The organism is Desulfitobacterium sp. PCE1, from assembly GCF_000384015.1.
Lineage (GTDB): Bacteria > Bacillota > Desulfitobacteriia > Desulfitobacteriales > Desulfitobacteriaceae > Desulfitobacterium > Desulfitobacterium dehalogenans.
Genome location: NZ_KB913023.1, coordinates 3,648,714 through 3,666,046 on the forward strand (window position 1 = coordinate 3,648,714; position 17,333 = coordinate 3,666,046).

Sequence of the window (17,333 nt, forward strand, 5' to 3'; positions counted from 1 at the left end):
CGGACGGATTTAGCGGAGGGGCGGTCAGGTGAACGAGGCTTTCTTAACTTAGACGAGCCACGGTTCACATGCAGAAAACAGCGGGGTTTGGCTCGGCTGTTAAGAGAGCGAGTGAACCAGCCCCGGAGCTATGGAGTACGCGTTGTGCGTAAAGCTACGCGACCCGGGCCGACTAAAGTTAAGCGACCCAGACCAACTAAACGGCACAGCCCGGCAAAAGCCTCCATCCTCTGCTGGCGCAGCCCCCCAGAGCATCAAAAAAAGGTACCGACAGCCATAAGCTGTCAGTACCTTTTTTCTAAAACATAAGTCGCTGTCGCCTGATATTGATGCTGAGCAAAAAGCCTATGGCCATAAGATTGGTCCACATGGCACTACCTCCGTAGCTGATAAAAGGAAGAGGAATCCCTGTCACCGGCATAATTCCCGAGGTCATACCCACATTGACGAGAATATGAAAGGTAAACATGGACACTACCCCGGCTGAAATCAGCGTTCCATAGACATCCTTTGCCTTCATCCCAATATTAATTGCCCTAAGTAAAAAGATGAGGAAGCAAAACAACAGGGTAATGGTGCCGATGAAACCGAATTCTTCACCGACTACAGAGAAAATAAAGTCTGTGTGATGCTCAGGTAAGAAATCAAGTTGAGCCTGTGTCCCTTGTCGATAGCCCTTCCCCCAAAATCCTCCTGACCCGATAGCCCATATGGACTGAATAATTTGGTAGCCATCCCCGCTGATATCGGCCGCCGGATCGAGAAAGACCATAAGACGTTTCAACTGATAATCTTGAAGGGGTAAAGAGAATCCCTTGGCAAACTGCAGCCAGCCGGGCAGATTGTCGGAAAAATGAATCCATAGTGCAACCGCTGCAACAATTGCTCCACCTGCGATTAATCCCCCAAACTTCCACGGATTGGCTCCCGCTACAAACATCATTCCAATAAAAATCGCCACAAATACCAAGGTTGTTCCTAAATCGGGCTGCTTTAAGATAAGGAGCATCGGAACAAGTATATACAAAAAGGGCGGAATGAAATCCCGGAACCGATTGAGCTTTCCCTGACGCTTAGACAAAAAATCAGCAAACGTCACAATAATAAACAGTTTGGCAAATTCTGAGGGCTGAATATTTTGAGTAGACGTAATCGGGATCCAGCGCTGAGCCCCTTTCGCTTCCTCTCCGAAAGCAAAAACTGCTAATAGCAATACAATATTAAAGGCATAAATCCACCAGGAAAAACGCCTTAGCTTTTGATAATCAAATAAAGCAATGGCTGTACATAAAACAAGTCCAGTGGCAATCCACACTGATTGGATCTTCAGGAGGTAGAAAGGCCGCGATTCGTAGATATTATACGAAGCTGTACTTTGAATGAGGAGACTCGAACCTAAGAGCAAAAAAACAAACAGGATAAAAAGAAAATCGATATTCTTCAACATTCGACGGTCGAGCATAAATAAAGTACCCCTTTTTCACCACAAAATTACAACTTACATTATAACACAAGGGGCAGCTATGCCAAAGTCTTGGCCACAAACTTTACGATAAGAGGGATCAGCACGCATTAAAAAGTGCCGTAAGACCACTGTCTTACGGCACTTTCTCTATTATCAGCCAGGAATCTCTTACCCCTTAACAGAATAATCCCGTTTCATTTTTATAACAGGAATATTGGCGATTAAGGCCACCTCACGGTCATCTTGGTTAAGGTTGACTTCTAAAGCGCCTTCGTCTATCTCCATATAATTTGAAATGACTTTGATCAAGTCTTCCTTCAACTGATTAAGCATGTGAGGTGAGATAGTAGCCCGGTCATGTACGAGGACAAGCCTTAAGCGTTCTTTTGCAACGTTTTTCGAAGCGGGTTCCTTTCCTAATATTCGACTAATAAACTCTAACATGGCCTATTCCTCCTCTTGAGTGCCAAGCACTTATTTCATACCGAAGAACTTTTTTACCTTATCCATGAATCCATCAGGTGCATCGAGATTCATCAATGGGACCTCTTCCCCTTGGATTCTTCGTGTAATCCGTCGGTACGCTTCTCCAGCACGTGAGGAATGATCCGTGACCGCTGGCTCGCCACGGTTTGTAGAAATGACGATGCTTTCATCATCAGGAATAACTCCCAGAAGCTCAATAGCTAAGATATCGATGATATCGGAAATATCCATCATATCGCCACGTTTCACCATATGGGGGCGGATCCGGTTAATAATTAAGCGCGGACTGCGTAAATCGGCTGCCTCCAGAAGGCCAATAATCCTATCCGCATCACGGACGGCACTAACCTCAGGTGTTGTAACTACTACGGCACGGTCAGCACCAACTATGGCATTACGGAATCCTTGCTCAATACCTGCAGGACAGTCAATAATGGCATAGTCAAATTCTCTCTTTAATTCGTCACAAAGCTCCTTCATCTGTTCAAGACTTACTGAAGTCTTATCCTTGGTCTGGGCAGCCGGAAGGAGATATAAATTCTCAAAACGCTTGTCTTTAATCAAGGCTTGCTTTAATCGACATGTCCCACTGGTTACATCCACAATATCATAAACAATGCGGTTCTCAAGGCCCATGACCACATCCAGATTACGCAGACCGATATCTGTATCCACTAAAACCACTTTAAGTCCTTGTGCGGCAAGCCCTGTTCCGATATTTGCAGAAGTGGTAGTTTTGCCGACTCCACCTTTTCCTGAGGTTACTACAATGACTTCACCCATATTTCAACCTACCTTTCCAATATTTCCTTCATATTTTCTTAAAATCAATGGAGTCTCATATCAATATGATTAACGAATAATTCCTTTTCCCCTGAGTCCATTGAGCTGAATCCCTTCGACGACAAGACGACCATCTTTAATCCGAGCACATTCTGGGCCCCTCCATTCCTGTTCGCCTTCTGGAGAACGAGTCACCAGGTCCGCAATTCTAAGCTGAGTTGGCACTAAATGATAGGCAGTCACCGTGGAATTTCGATTACCCTTAGCACCTGCATGGGCGACTCCCTTTAGGGAACCGATCACAACAATATTCCCACTTGCCACAATTTCAGCACCTGGATTAACATCACCTATAACGATTACATGACCCTCATACTGAATGCTAGCCCCTGAACGTAGCGTACGCTCCACAAATAAGCTTGGACCTTCTTCCATACCCTCTTCCAGAACCCGTTGAGGCTCTTCCTGAACGGCCGGCGCCCTTCGGACACTAGAATAAACTTCTGCGGCCGTAAGCCACCCTTTAAGAGTAAGACTATGCTCGGCCAAGCAAAAGGTTAACTCTTCCTGTTGTTCTGGAGAATACTCCTTCTCCCCTCCGTAGCATCGAACCGTTGCTCCTTGAAGGAATTGGTCGGAGTTCTCCAGCAGCTTTTTAAGTTCATCCATCAAAACCGAAAAATCCGCCTCGGGATCCAGATATAAAACGAGGCCTTCCCGAGTGCCTTTTAAGGCAATATGCTCTGTCCGTGTCAACAGTTAATCCCCCAATTGTTCCATGTTTTGAGGCCTCCGGCACCCTGCCTTGTTGAAAGCCTGTCCAAAGTTTAAGGGCATTGAAAAATCACGCCATTTATTGACGCTCATACTAATTCTACAGTGCTTCCCGTTTTCCCTCTCGCCTAAAGAAAAAAAACGAAGGCGAATTTCCTCGTTTTTTTCCATAGTTTCGTTATATTACTTCCAAATTCATCTCACTTGTTAGATTTCCATCCAAAATACTCCATAAAAGCAGCTTTAGCTACAGCTCCGGCAGTTTCCCCTCCATGACCTCCGTATTCAACAACCCCGGCGAAGGCTATTTGCGGATCATCATAAGGAGCAAAGGCCACAAAGACTCCATTAAAAAGCTCCCCGGCTACTGTGTTTTTAGAGCCAAGCTGGGCCGTACCCGTTTTACCCCCACCACTGAACTCCGGAACATCAGCAAAAAGCCAGTTTGCAGTTCCTTCTCCACTGGTGACTTTGCTCATTGCCTCTTTAACCGACTGCAATACTTCCGGGGAAACCGAGACTGTGTTTCTAACTATAGGTTCGTTCTGATACACTATTTCACCTGTCACAGGATCCAGGATCTTTTCCACAACATAGGGCTGCATCCGTTTTCCACCATTGACTATGGTCGCCACAAAATTAGCCAGTTGCAGGGGTGTATAAGCATTATCCCCTTGTCCGATAGCGGTGTTAAAGGTCTCGAAATATTGCCAATCTACAAACCATCGGATATTATAGGCATAATCCGCTTCTACTTGATTGATCTTGCTCTTCTTCTGGCTTTCTAACTTCTTCCGTTCAGCCTCATCCTTAGCCTCCGCAAGCTTTACCTTATATTCCTCTTCGATTTTAGCAATGTCATTATCCCTTTTTTTTTCATATTGGGGCCCGAAGGTTGCCTTTTTCCATTCAGGTGAGGGAGCATTCCCTTTGGATTCACCAGGGATATCTACACCCAAATAGACACCGAGCCCAAATTCGTTGGCAATCTGCTTCAGCAACTCTCCATTTTTATTAAATACTCTTTGCCCAACCGCTTGGAAATAAGTATTGGAGGACTTTGCCATGGCTCGATTCAAATTCACTAATCCGAATCCCCCTGGAGACCACTCCTGAATACCATGCTGTGTCCCTAAAGTGGCTGCCACATTGGAGCTGTTAAACTGTTCATAGGGAGTAACCACGCCGGATTGCAAACCGGCCATTGCTGTAATCATTTTAAAGGTTGAACCCGGCGCATAGGTTCCGGCTAAAGCCCGGTCATAAGAGGCCGCATCTTTCGCTTGGAAATATTTTTCGGCAATTTCCTCAGAGATAATCCCGGTCAGATCATTAGGATCCATATTAGGATGGGAAGTCATCGCCAGGATCTTTCCCGTCTTAACTTCTATGACCACTGCGGCACCTTGATTAGAATCAGGATGCTCTGGATGCACATACTCTCTGAAGACATCATCTAAGGTCTTCTCTACCACAGCTTGCAGCCCGGCATCGATGGTCAGTTGAAGAGTCTTGCCGGGCTCTGAAGGGTGAATGACTTCTTTGGCAATAGGGCGGGCATTATTGTCCACGATGACCTGCTGGACCCCTTCTTTGCCGCGAAGCCAGTAATCATAACTTTTCTCCACGCCCATTTTTCCGACCTGGTCACCTTGAGTGTATTTAAATCCATCCTCTTGAGCTTGCGGATTTTTGTTAAATGAAGCAATTTCTTCCTCACTGCTTACTTCACGAACATAACCCAGGATATGACCGGCCAGGGTAGCTTTCCGATAATCGCGTACAGGCAGTGCTTCAATATTAACACCAGGAAGCTCATCCTTATGCTCAGCGATAATAGCCTTCAGTGGATCCGGTACATCGCTCAAAACCGTAACCGATCGATAACGCTCCCATTGCTGGTTTTGCATCATGACCAGAATATCTTCCGTAATATTCTCCACACCTTGCTCTTTGATAGGCCAATAGGGCTTGATATAGCCTGCCAGACGAGCAACCACTTCCTTCCAATTATCTATCGGAGCTGTTTGCAGGTCCATCCAATCAATGGTCAGGGCAAACTGAGGAACACTCGTAACCAGCAACTCCCCATTACGATCCACAATGTCTCCGCGATTGGAAGGAATGGATACAAGCTTCATGATATTGCCCTGGGCTTTCGTCTCGTAATAGGAAGCTTTTGCGATTTGTAAGCGCCAAAGATTAAAGCCGAGAATCAGAAACACGAGAAACACGACGGCGCTAAGGCACCAGAGACGGCGCGTATAGGGTTTGCGTTCTTTATCTTCTTCCATCTTTTTCGCCTCCTTAAGAAATCTCTTTAATTACTTGAATATTGGTTTCCAGAGCAGTCTCTAGGGCTTTATACAAACCCTTACCGATCATACTTCGGCCTGTACTTCAGCCACCCCCGTGTAAATGACCGATGAATCCACGGATAAGTAAGAGGCACCAGAACAGCGTTATACACAGAAACGCCAATAACTAAACGGAACGCATCACCTAAAGACCATCGGGCTCCTGCCAGGATATTCAAAAAGGCAATAACCCCTTCTCCCACAAAGGTAACCAAAAAAACCAACAAAGCGATCAAAAAGTAATTTTCTCGATACCAGCGCTGGGAAAGCCAATCCGTTAATAAGGCCACCACAGTTAGGGTTAAAGCATACATACCAAAATGTCTGCCCAGATAAAAATCCGCGATCATTCCTGCTCCCCCCCCCCAAAGTGCTCCCGATAAAGTACGATGATGGAGGGCCATGTAAATGGTAAATAACAACACCAAGTCAGGCTTTATCCCGCCCCAGGACCAAAAATAAAAAACAGTTCCTGGAAGAATTAAGCTGAAAAGGAGCATAACGATAATGAGGATATTTCGCCGCATCGTCACTGCCCCCCTGACTTTTCTACAATATAAACTTCCTCCAGGGAATCAAAATTCACCAAAGGCGATATATATGCTGTTTTCAACAAACCCGAACCGTCCAATTGAATCTGCTCTACCTTACCAATAGGAATGTCTTTTGGATAAACCCCACCCAAGCCCGAAGTGAGCACCAAGTCGCCAACATTGACATTATCATCACGACGTAAAAGCATCTGGAGATTTCCTTCCGCTTCTAAACGCGAAGTTCGTTTGTACGTCCCTTCAACAATCCCAAAAGTCGGCGAACCGGTACTTCCCCGAACCAAGGCACTGACTTGGCCTTCGCTATCTGTGATTAAAAGAACTTCTGAAGTAGTAGGGGTCACGGACACAATCTTTCCGACCAAACCTAAAGCAACGATTACCGGGTCATTCACCGATACACCGTCTTCAATTCCCCGATTAATTGTAATGGTTTGATACCAGGCATTAGGATTGCGATTAATAATACTGGCACCAATCTTTTGATACTTATCCACATTAGGACCCCTGAACATTTTCGAATCCAGTTCATTATAGCGAAGCCCTGCTAAAACCTGCTCTTTAAGCTTCAGATTATCTCCTGTAAGCTGTTCAACTCTGGTCTTTAGTTCCTCATTCTCTTTTTGAACTTCATCAAAATTCCAAAAAACTCGTGTGTTCTCCTTTAAGCTATTGCCCACTCTCAGGATAACACCCTCTACAGGGCTTAGAACTCGCTGCAACACCCCGCCTATGGGGTTAGGAAATTGGCTTCCTAGTCCAGTTAGCCGAATACTTACTAAGACGCCTAACACGAGGAAGAAAACGAGAACCATAATTCCCGTTCCAGTCACTCTTTTCCGCACCAAGACTTCCTCCCCGCTTCAAACTCTAGCTTTTTTGCAAAGCAGCAATCCTGCGGAAAATTTCCGCATTTTCCAATACTTTTCCTGTACCAAGGGCGACACAAGACAGGGGATCCTCAGCGAGATGCACCGGCATTCCCGTCTCATCAGCGATAAGCTTGTCCAGATTGCGGAGAAGGGATCCCCCTCCGGCCATGACAATACCTCGATCCATAATGTCAGCGGCTAACTCGGGAGGAGTTTTTTCCAAACAGGACTTTACCCCTTCGACAATGGCCACCACAGGTTCCTGCAGGGCCTCCTGGATTTCTTCAGCGGTAACTTCCACGGTTTTGGGCAGTCCTGTCAGCAAATCTCGTCCTCTGACTTGATAAGTCTTACCCTTCTCTGCTTGATAAGCATAGCCAATTTCCATCTTGATATCTTCGGCAGTCCGATACCCTACCATTAAATTATAGCGGCGCTTAATATGTGCGACAATAGAATCATCCATTTCGTCCCCAGCAACGCGGATAGAACGACTGGTAACGATGCCACCCAAAGAAATCACCGCAACTTCTGTTGTTCCCCCGCCGATATCCACAATCATATTGCCTGTGGGTTCACTTACGGGAAGACCCGCTCCGATAGCCGCTGCCATAGGCTCCTCCATAATAACCGGATCCTTCGCTCCCGCAGCCAACGCAGCTTCTTTGACAGCACGTTCTTCCACAGGAGTTACCCCTGAAGGCACACAAATTACAACCCTGGGACGAGCAAAAGGGGACTCAGTACCTAAGGCCCTCGTAATAAAATACTTCAGCATTTTCTGAGTAACATTAAAATCCGAGATAACGCCATCCTTTAAAGGCCGAATAGCTACAATATTGCCCGGTGTCCTGCCAATCATTTCTTTTGCTTTATCCCCCACAGCCAGCGGGGTCTTCTTTTCAATATCAATCGCAACTACAGAAGGCTCATTACAAACTATGCCTTTCCCTTTCATATGAACCAGCGTATTTGCGGTTCCCAAATCAATGCCTAAATCCTTACCAAAAAACATGGTTAATCCCCTTCCGTTATAACAATATCATGTACTGCCTTTGCATTTGTACCTGCCCGAAAGCAAAGTACCGTGGCCTTTGCGCCCGCTGGGCAAATACTATCTGCTATTCAAATAATACGAGGTGCATTCTATTCTTTCGGGGGCCTTCGGCCCATCCAAAATTTTCTTACCTCAATCCTAAGTTTCCTTTATAATATTCCTCGTTCTTTCAAGCTTATGTACCGATTGTCCCCGATAATTACATGATCAAGGACTTCGATGCCCAGGATCTGCCCCCCATCGGATAATCTACGGGTTACATCAATATCTTCACGACTGGGGGTTGGATCCCCACTGGGGTGATTATGCAAAAGAATAATCGCATTGGAATTACGCCGGATAGCCTCTTTAAAACACTCCCTAGGATGTACCAAAGAAGAGTTCAAAGAGCCCACAGAAATGGAGCTAATCCCCAGCACATGGTTCTTGGTCGATAGGCTCACTACTCGGAAATGCTCCCGATCCAGATAGCGCATTTCTTCCATGACCAGATAGGCTATGTCTTGAGGAGAATTGATAACAGGACGCACCATAGGATCAGAAGATACCGAACGCCGTCCTAATTCCAACGCCGCCTTAAGTTCAGCGGCTTTGGCAGTTCCCATACCACGATACCGGGTCAACTCATGAACTGTTAAGCGAGCTAATCCTGATAATCCTCCAGTCTCAGTTAAAAGACGTTCAGCAAAATCCAGGACATTCTCGCCCTTGACCCCTGTCCTCAGCAAAATTGCCAGAATCTCTCGATTAGAGAGGGCATCTGGTCCATATTGAAACAACCGTTCACGAGGTAGTAATTCCTCGGGAAGATCCTTCAACCGGCGATAATCCATCCTTCACCTCATGCAGGGCGATATCTCCAAGTCCCATCCCCCACACACTCAGCCGCTCTTTAACATACTCCATGGGTAATCCAATCACATTGCTTAAAGATCCTTGATAATTATCCACTAAACGGGCTCCCAAGCCTTGAATCCCATAAGATCCCGCCTTATCCATAGGCTCCCCCGTGGCAATATACTCCAGTATCTCCTCATGGGTCAGTGAACGAAAAGCAACTGCTGTGCGTACCGCACCACATTCTTGACGGCCTGCTCCATTGATCAATGCCACTCCAGTGTATACATCATGAGCCCGTCCGCTTAATGCTGTCAGCATATCTTCCGCCTCTTCTGCATCCTTGGGTTTGCCAAGAATCTGATGGTCTAGGACAACAATCGTATCGGCTCCAAGAATTATATCCTCCATACTTCCGCCACGATCCAGCCAATGATTCAACCCAGCCAGAGCTTTACGCAAAGCCAGCTCCTTTACCGCTGATTCAGGAGAAACACCTTGGGAAAGTACTTCTGAAACATCTGCTTCCACTCGCACAAAGGAAACCCCCCCTTCTTTCAGGAGCATTCCCCTGCGGGGAGAGGCTGAAGCCAGTACGAGCATTCTACCACTTCCTAGCTAGATAGTAACCACCCAATGCCCCTATAACCGTAGCAAAGGTGATATTCAGACGGAATCCAAATGAAAAGGTGATAAAAAAGAAGTCTAAATAGGTATGAGAAGGGAAATCGATGACGGCTGGGCGCAGAAAAGGTGCTAAGAAAGCTATTTTTTCGAACCCATAGCCTATTAATGTTCCAATGGCCGCCCCTGACAAAATAAGAAGTATGGTACGGCCTGCCCCCGAATTAGTTCGACCTGCCGGCATAGTTTGCCCCCTTTCACCCATAGAAATGTAGCCAGGGCACTGTTGCTCCTGGCTGATTTTTCGACACTTTTTAGTTTAGCATTTCGACTAATAATACGCAAGGGGACGGGCGGGCAAAAATATTAACTTAATATTAATAATTTACCATTAATGACCACGAGGAAGCATTCCTCTAAGTAACTCTGAGCCACTAATACCTGGTTCGGTCATTTCGTAAGGATTCAAAATAATATCCAGCTCCTCAGGGGTCAAAAGTCCTCTTTCAAGGACAATCTCTCTCACCGGGCGACCGGTCACGATGGCTTCCTTGGCGATCCGGGAGGCAACCTCGTATCCTACATGAGGATTGATTGCAGTGACTACACCCACACTGTTTTCAACCAGGTCACGGCAACGCTCCACATTGGCGGTTATCCCATCCACACAGCGCTCTTTAAAGACTTTGATAACATTTCGGAGTATATCCAGGGATTGGAGCAGATTGAAGACCACTACGGGCTCCATCACGTTGAGCTCCAGTTGTCCGGCACCACAGGCTAAAGCTATTGTAAAATCATTTCCTTGAACTTGGAAAGATACCTGATTGACCACCTCAGCCATAACGGGATTGACTTTTCCTGGCATAATGGAAGAACCCGGCTGCATGGCAGGAAGATTAATCTCTCCAAAACCTGTTCTAGGACCAGAAGCCATCAGCCGTAAGTCATTGGCAATCTTAGAGAGGTTGACCGCCAAGGTTTTAAGTGCACCGGATACCTCTAAAAATGCATCGGTGTTCTGTGTAGCATCCACTAGATTATCCGCTCGTAAAAGAGGCAATCCCGTAATCTTCTTCAGATTCTCGGAGACTCTCTCTATATAAACCGGATCAGCATTCAGCCCAGTACCCACGGCTGTTGCGCCCATATTGACAATGTGCAAGGACCTCGACGCTTCATCGATCCGGCGAATATCTCTCTTCAGCATTTGTGCATAGGCTGCAAATTCCTGTCCTAAGCGAATGGGAACCGCATCTTGAAGATGGGTTCTCCCCATCTTGATGACTCCGTCAAACTCCTTGGCCTTCTCTTGGAAAGCACCCTTTAACTCGTTTAAAGCATAAAGAAGATCATCGGCCACATTAAGGCAAGCAATACGGATGGCCGTAGGGAAAACATCATTGGTACTTTGAGCCATATTGACATGGACATTGGGATGAACCCGGGAATAATCCCCTTTTTGTCCTCCCAAAATCTCTATAGCCCGATTAGCGATCACTTCATTGGCATTCATATTGATGGAAGTCCCTGCTCCCCCCTGAATGACATCCACCACAAAATGATCATTAAAGACACCTTCTGCAACTTCCATCGAAGCTTTGATTACGGACTCGCCGACCACACGGTTCAAAGAACCGATGTCCATATTGGCCTGGGCAGCTGCAGCCTTAACCAGACCTAAGGCGCGTATTAATTCATGGTGAGCCCGATATCCCGTAATAGGGAAGTTCTCAATAGCTCTTAACGTTTGAATTCCATAATAAACATCTTCCGGTACTTCCATAATTCCAAGCAGGTCTTTTTCCTTACGTAACATAATATCTCCTCTTTTACGGATTGATTTATGAGAAACATAATCATCATGATAAGGAAAAAGTAAGACACTGCTGCCTTACTTTTCGCGAATCTACATTTTATATTCTCATCTATAAAGTTTCCTATGCACAAATATCCATAAGATTGGGACAATTCTTCTTAAGAGCGGCGGGTTCCCACATTAAATGTCAGCACTTCCAAATTCACAGCTAAGTCCACATTTCTAAGTTCAACTTCCGGTGGGACATTGAGTACCACAGGGGCAAAGTTAAGAATGGCTTGAACCCCGGCACTAATAAGCTTATCAGCGATTTCCTGGGCATAGGGAGACGGTACGGAAATGATGCCAATCTGAGTCTTATTAGCTTTAGCTACTTCCTCGAGTCTATCCACCGGCAACACTTCTACGCCATTGACCGTGGTCCCGATTTTTTGGGGATCATTATCAAAAATACTAGTGATAATAAATCCACGCTCACGGAAGCCTTTGTATGTAGTCAGCGCTAAACTTAAGTTACCCATACCAACCAGACATACACTCCAATCCTGGCTTAAGCCAAGGATTTTCAAAATATGGCGGTGCAAGTCCTTAACATTATAACCCACACCACGAGTTCCGAATTCACCAAAGTATGCTAAATCCTTTCGAACCTGAGCTGGACTAACTCCAACTCCCTCTGCAATATCACCAGAAGATATCGTAACGATTCCTTTACGATCCACATCTGTTAAATGACGCGAATAGACTGAAAGACGTATAATCGTTGCCTCTGGGATTTTAAGTGTTTTCAAGCTAATCCCCCGTTTCAATTTCCTTAAATTTTAAATGATAATAATAATTAGCGTAAGTACATTATATCACTAGGCTTTAATGTTAACAAATGGATTTTAATAAACTATTTAAAACAAAAAATATATTTATTTTTGAAGCATCTCTAAGGTATTAAGATACTCACCATAGAGGTTCAATGACATCATTTTTCGCAGGTCCACCGGTAAAGTTCTTTCGGCCTTAATCGATAATCTTGAAACCTCGTATAGATTAGTTAAAGCACGAGGTGTCAAAACCATAAGGTTCTCAAACTCTGAAAGCCTGCTTTCCCGGTCAGTATAAGGTGTCTTCAAAAAGGTATTGACTCCCTCAAGAACCTTGGCCGTCTGAATTGCTCCTGTACCACGAATACGAAAAGCACGTTCAGGGCTGGTAACTGATTTAGGAATAGAAACAACTCCACCCTCTTTCAACAATTCTTGAATAGGAAGCACTTCCTCCTTAGAGTAGGCAAAACCTACTCCGACAATAAATGGATCTCTCGAGATAATTTGGGCATCCCAGCCTAATTGCTGCAATTCCTCCTTTTCCCTGAGAGCATTGCTTTCGGAGTTAAATACCCCCGTTTGACATGTCCAAAACTCTATTGTGTCCAAAGTTAGAAAAAACTCGTTCTGATCCACAGGACTCGGGGAAGGTATGTCTGGACCCCTGGGTTGTGTGACTAACTTAACATAAGTATACCCAAAAAACCAGGTCATCCATACAATGACAGCACAACCAATTAGTCCTATTCCCTTATTAATCCAGGGATTATATTTATACATACTATCATCCTCCATAATAGCTGTCAACTTCTCCGCTTCACAAAAGCACCCGATTCAATAACATTTAACAAAAACTTCATATTCTTTCGGACAACCTAAGCTAGTATCACTTTATGTACAAAAAGCGCTTATCATGCCTATTAAAGAGACCTGCACTCAAAAATCAAAAACCGTCGTGCTATATAGATTAGCAATTTATTAATATTTTATTAACAATTAATAATAATTAATAATAAAAGGAACCTTACGGTCCCTTTAAAAATCTATAGAATAATAATATTTCTATAGCACTAATGTTATAAGTTTGTAGCACAAAAATGAGGTTATAGCCGCTGTAGGAATCGTTACCACCCAGGCAATGAGCATTTGCTGGGCTACTCCCCAACGCACGGCTGATATACGCTTAGCACTCCCTACGCCCATGATTGAGCCGGAAACAACATGAGTAGTCGACACAGGTAAATGCAAACCCGGAAAGGCTGTAGCAGTCCAGATAACAATAGAGGATGTCAAGTCTGCAGCAAATCCGTTGATAGGCTCCAGCTTAAAGATCTTTCCGCCCATGGTCCGAATAATCTTCCATCCCCCTGCAGCAGTACCTAAAGCCATCGCCAAAGCACAAGCAAATTTTACCCATAAAGCCGGATTAAGATTGGATGGATCTTGTAGACCTGACGCTATAAGGGCCATGGTAATAATACCCATGGACTTTTGAGCGTCATTGGAACCATGATTAAACGCCAGCAACCCGGCAGAAAGCACCTGCATCTTGCGAAACCCCTGGTTGACTTTAGAAGGTGCGACCTTACCAAAAATAAGATATAAAGTTTTCATAATAATAAAACCTAAAATAATACCAAAAATGGGGGAAATCAATAAGGCTGCAACTATCTTCATTATCCCTTGAACCTGCAGCACTCCGAAGCCTACTTTAGATACAGCGGCTCCAATCATTCCTCCGATAATAGCATGCGAGGAACTGCTGGGGATTCCAAAATACCAGGTGGCTAAGTTCCAAAATATCGCTCCTATGAGAGCTGCGATTACAATTTCCTGAGTAACAAATTCAGGATTTACAATATCTTTGGCAATGGTCTGAGCTACTCCTGTACTAACTAATGCTCCAACAAAATTGAGTATTGCCGCAATTATTATTGCCCTTTTTGGAGTGAGAGCACGAGTAGACACACTTGTCGCAATAGCGTTAGCCGTATCGTGGAAACCGTTAATGTAATCAAAAGCCAGCGCGAAAAATACGACAACAATGAGTAACGCACTGGAACTAATCATACTTCAATACAACTCCTTTGAGGAGGTCTGCGATTTCCTCACACTGATCCAGTGTATCCTCTAAGTGTTCAAGGATTTCTTTCCACTTAATGATCTCAATAGCGTCCTTCTCTTGCTCAAACAGCCGGGCCACTTCTTGGCGATATAAGCTGTCCCCTACTGATTCAAGACGATAAACTTCTTCTGTAGCCGCCAGAATTTCGCTCTTTTTAAAGTGAATACTGTTCAAACAGCAAAAAGCGGTCTTCAGCTGTTCTGTGGCTTTAACAATAGTACGAACAATTTCCTGGGCTCCGATGGAGGGCTTTTTCGTATGGTAAAGAACCATGCGCTCTACTGCGCCTTGACTTAAATCCACGATATCGTCAAGGTTTTGGGCTAAGGTATAGATATCTTCACGATCCAATGGGGTGATAAGGGTCGAATTCAAACGGTCCACAATCTCTGTGGTAATCTTGTCCGCTCGATGCTCAAGATCATGCATCATTTCAGCCTCTGCATCAGAGACAGAATTCTGACAAATCAGCCCTTCAAGCTTTTTTGTCGTGATGCAGGCTACTTCTGCACTTTCCCTGAACAAGGCGTAAAATTTGTCTTCTTTTGAAGATAAGCCAAACATGTTCTTTCCTCCAGTCGTTTTGCATGGAATTCCTGTAGTATTGTAGCAAATTTTTTAACCGCCATTGTTAAGTTTCTGTTAAATTTTTTACATAATCGTAATAAAACTTGACTATTACTTGTATAAGTTCTTTCTATACTTTGTGCAAAACATCCAGTAAAGCCTGCCTTGCTTCCGCAATCATATAGAGGGATCCCGTGACACATAACATATCCTCTTTATCCAGTCGCTGAAAAGCTTCTTCGACTGCTAGACGAGGCTCTTCAATGGTCAGGACAGGCTTCCCTCTTTCTTTGACTAACTCATGGAGATACTCCCAATTTCCGGATCTCGGAGAATTGGGCTTGGTAATGATTACCTCATCTGCCAAAGGGACGAGGATATCCACAACTTTTTCCCGCTCCTTATCTCCCAGCATCCCAAGGCAAAGAACTAAGCGCCGGCGCTGAAAAACTTCCAATGCCTTTGCCAAAGCATTAGCTCCATCCACATTGTGTGCTCCATCAATAAGTACCTTCGGCTTCAGGGAAAGCAACTCCAAGCGACCAGGCCAAACTGCTGTACGAAGTCCCTCATAAATATTTCTTCGCTCAAGGTTCATTCCACATTCGAACTTCAAAAGCTCACAGACTGTAACAGCAGTAGCAGCATTGACCACTTGATGCTCTCCGACAAGACGTAAACGCAGTTTCTTATAAGCTCCTCGGAGCCCAATCAAATCAAATTCTTGCTCCAATTCCCCGCTCCAGCGGATCTCCCAACGTACATCATCGCCCACCACCCATAAGGGAGAGTTTACCTCTTGTGCCTTCTCACGAATGACTTTCAAAGCCTCAGAACGATTAGCCGCCGTTACGGTAATAGCACCCGCTTTGATAATTCCGGCCTTCACACGGGCAATTTCCTCATAGGTTTCACCCAGATAATCCATATGGTCCATACCCACATTGGTTATCACAGAAATCAGGGGCTTGACCACATTCGTAGAATCAATGGCGCCACCTAAACCGACCTCTAAGAGAACTAAGTCCACTTTTTGGTCTGCAAAATACATCAATGCCATAGCCGTATTCACTTCAAACTCCGTAGGATGTTCCACACCCTTTTGCACAAGTTCTTCCAGATGAGGGCGAAGAGTCTGAACCAGGCGGGTGACTTCACCTTTAGGAATCATCTCACCATTAATAGTTATCCGTTCTCTATAATCATGAAGATGAGGAGATGTAAACACCCCGACCCGATATCCGGCATCTTCGAGGATCTCAGCTATCATCATGGTGGTAGATCCTTTTCCATTGGTACCTCCTATATGAACGACCTTGAGGCGTTCTTCCGGATTACCCACACGTTTCAGCAGCTCCTCAATCCGGCCCAATCCAAAGTTCATACCAAATTTCGTGAGGTTAACCAGATAATCCTTAGCTTCCTGGTATTCAAGATCTAAGGGGGACACCTCTTTCTGGTCTCCCTTTAATTCATATTCAGTTATCTCGGTCATCTCCTTATTCCCCACTTCTATGTCCTCCTTTGAATCTTTCTATTGCTGATATGTCCTTCTCCATTCATCTTAAACACAGGGGTACATGGTTATTATGCACATCTCTGCTATGCGGTAATTCCCTATAAAGGATGGTTTTCCTGCAATTTTTGCAGAAGATTTTCAAGGTTGGGCGAGAAGGTTGTCTCCAAGATTTTGTTTTACATCGTTCACTCAATAAGCTGCGCGCAGCCGTTCTAACGCTCAAGTTTCCAACTCCGAAAGGTGCCCCGCTAAATCGGCTCCTGCCTCATAGCGGGTTGGAAACGTCCTGTTTCCAACCTTTCTCCGTCGAAAACTTTTCGCGAAGAACGGCTAGCTGCTCGCTTAGAAGGCGTTCCCTTTTGTAAAATCAAAATCCTTGGGTCCGCTCTTTGGTCCTATGGTATGCACAGCCTCCAAGAAAGGTAGTTTAGATAACTTACAATATTTAACTTCAGTAAGCATCTTTACCAGGCATTCTACTTTTGTGCACAAATCAAACTCGCAAGTACCCCGAAGAAAACCTAAGGATTTTGCTTTATAGCAGAGAACGGATTTAAGCGAGCAGGTAAGGAATCTTCGCGAAAAGCCCACAGCGGAGTCGGGTTGGAAACAGGACGTTTCCAACCGGCTATGAGCCAGGAGGCGATTTAGCCGGGAACCCGACGGAGCGGAGGGCTTG

The 17,333-nt window shown here is 45.0% G+C and carries 17 protein-coding genes; all 17 read right to left on the minus strand.

Going from position 1 to position 17,333, the window contains the following annotated elements; translation table 11 throughout:
- Positions 1 to 298 precede the first annotated feature (298 nt).
- The 17 genes from rodA to DESPCE1_RS0118265 all read right to left on the minus strand — a co-directional run bounded on the left by rodA (position 299) and on the right by DESPCE1_RS0118265 (position 16,645).
- Complete coding sequence (rodA, locus tag DESPCE1_RS0118185) at positions 299 to 1,462, minus strand: rod shape-determining protein RodA (RefSeq protein ID WP_019851265.1); 1,164 nt, start codon at positions 1,460 to 1,462, stop codon at positions 299 to 301.
- Between the two features lie 171 nt (positions 1,463 to 1,633).
- Positions 1,634 to 1,909 (minus strand): cell division topological specificity factor MinE, encoded by a 276-nt coding sequence (minE, locus tag DESPCE1_RS0118190; protein ID WP_014795464.1) that lies wholly within the window; start codon positions 1,907 to 1,909, stop codon positions 1,634 to 1,636.
- A 30-nt stretch (positions 1,910 to 1,939) separates the two neighbouring features.
- Complete coding sequence (minD, locus tag DESPCE1_RS0118195) at positions 1,940 to 2,734, minus strand: septum site-determining protein MinD (RefSeq protein ID WP_014795465.1); 795 nt, start codon at positions 2,732 to 2,734, stop codon at positions 1,940 to 1,942.
- Between the two features lie 69 nt (positions 2,735 to 2,803).
- Complete coding sequence (gene minC / locus DESPCE1_RS0118200; RefSeq protein ID WP_019851266.1) at positions 2,804 to 3,490, minus strand: septum site-determining protein MinC; 687 nt, start codon at positions 3,488 to 3,490, stop codon at positions 2,804 to 2,806.
- 218 nt (positions 3,491 to 3,708) lie between these two features.
- Positions 3,709 to 5,802 carry a penicillin-binding protein 2 gene (gene mrdA / locus DESPCE1_RS0118205; RefSeq protein WP_014795467.1) on the minus strand — a complete coding sequence of 698 codons (2,094 nt, stop codon included), beginning with the start codon at positions 5,800 to 5,802 and terminating at the stop codon, positions 3,709 to 3,711.
- An 80-nt stretch (positions 5,803 to 5,882) separates the two neighbouring features.
- Positions 5,883 to 6,392 carry a rod shape-determining protein MreD gene (mreD, locus tag DESPCE1_RS0118210; protein WP_014795468.1) on the minus strand — a complete coding sequence of 170 codons (510 nt, stop codon included), beginning with the start codon at positions 6,390 to 6,392 and terminating at the stop codon, positions 5,883 to 5,885.
- A 2-nt stretch (positions 6,393 to 6,394) separates the two neighbouring features.
- Positions 6,395 to 7,261, minus strand: a complete 867-nt coding sequence (mreC, locus tag DESPCE1_RS0118215; RefSeq protein ID WP_014795469.1) for a rod shape-determining protein MreC — start codon at positions 7,259 to 7,261, stop codon at positions 6,395 to 6,397.
- Between the two features lie 25 nt (positions 7,262 to 7,286).
- Positions 7,287 to 8,303, minus strand: a complete 1,017-nt coding sequence (locus tag DESPCE1_RS0118220; RefSeq protein WP_014795470.1) for a rod shape-determining protein — start codon at positions 8,301 to 8,303, stop codon at positions 7,287 to 7,289.
- A gap of 191 nt (positions 8,304 to 8,494) precedes the next feature.
- Positions 8,495 to 9,178, minus strand: a complete 684-nt coding sequence (radC, locus tag DESPCE1_RS0118225; RefSeq protein ID WP_014795471.1) for a DNA repair protein RadC — start codon at positions 9,176 to 9,178, stop codon at positions 8,495 to 8,497.
- Positions 9,129 to 9,785: a nucleoside triphosphate pyrophosphatase gene (locus DESPCE1_RS0118230; protein ID WP_019851267.1), complete on the minus strand. Its 657-nt coding sequence runs from the start codon at positions 9,783 to 9,785 to the stop codon at positions 9,129 to 9,131. Before DESPCE1_RS0118230 ends, radC begins: the two co-directional genes overlap by 50 nt.
- Before the next feature lies 1 nt (position 9,786).
- On the minus strand, positions 9,787 to 10,050 hold the full coding sequence (locus tag DESPCE1_RS0118235) for a DUF4321 domain-containing protein (RefSeq protein ID WP_014795473.1): 264 nt from the start codon (positions 10,048 to 10,050) through the stop codon (positions 9,787 to 9,789).
- 147 nt (positions 10,051 to 10,197) lie between these two features.
- A complete protein-coding gene (gene aspA / locus DESPCE1_RS0118240) occupies positions 10,198 to 11,625 on the minus strand; it encodes an aspartate ammonia-lyase (protein WP_014795474.1) in 1,428 nt (475 codons plus the stop codon).
- Positions 11,626 to 11,783: 158 nt separating this feature from the next.
- Positions 11,784 to 12,416 carry a redox-sensing transcriptional repressor Rex gene (locus tag DESPCE1_RS0118245; protein WP_019851268.1) on the minus strand — a complete coding sequence of 211 codons (633 nt, stop codon included), beginning with the start codon at positions 12,414 to 12,416 and terminating at the stop codon, positions 11,784 to 11,786.
- Positions 12,417 to 12,542: 126 nt separating this feature from the next.
- Complete coding sequence (locus tag DESPCE1_RS0118250; RefSeq protein ID WP_019851269.1) at positions 12,543 to 13,223, minus strand: SPOR domain-containing protein; 681 nt, start codon at positions 13,221 to 13,223, stop codon at positions 12,543 to 12,545.
- A gap of 282 nt (positions 13,224 to 13,505) precedes the next feature.
- Positions 13,506 to 14,513 carry an inorganic phosphate transporter gene (locus DESPCE1_RS0118255; RefSeq protein WP_014795477.1) on the minus strand — a complete coding sequence of 336 codons (1,008 nt, stop codon included), beginning with the start codon at positions 14,511 to 14,513 and terminating at the stop codon, positions 13,506 to 13,508.
- Positions 14,506 to 15,132, minus strand: a complete 627-nt coding sequence (locus tag DESPCE1_RS0118260; protein ID WP_014795478.1) for a DUF47 domain-containing protein — start codon at positions 15,130 to 15,132, stop codon at positions 14,506 to 14,508. Before DESPCE1_RS0118260 ends, DESPCE1_RS0118255 begins: the two co-directional genes overlap by 8 nt.
- Positions 15,133 to 15,265: 133 nt before the next feature.
- On the minus strand, positions 15,266 to 16,645 hold the full coding sequence (locus tag DESPCE1_RS0118265) for a folylpolyglutamate synthase/dihydrofolate synthase family protein (RefSeq protein ID WP_014795479.1): 1,380 nt from the start codon (positions 16,643 to 16,645) through the stop codon (positions 15,266 to 15,268).
- Positions 16,646 to 17,333: the final 688 nt, after the last annotated feature.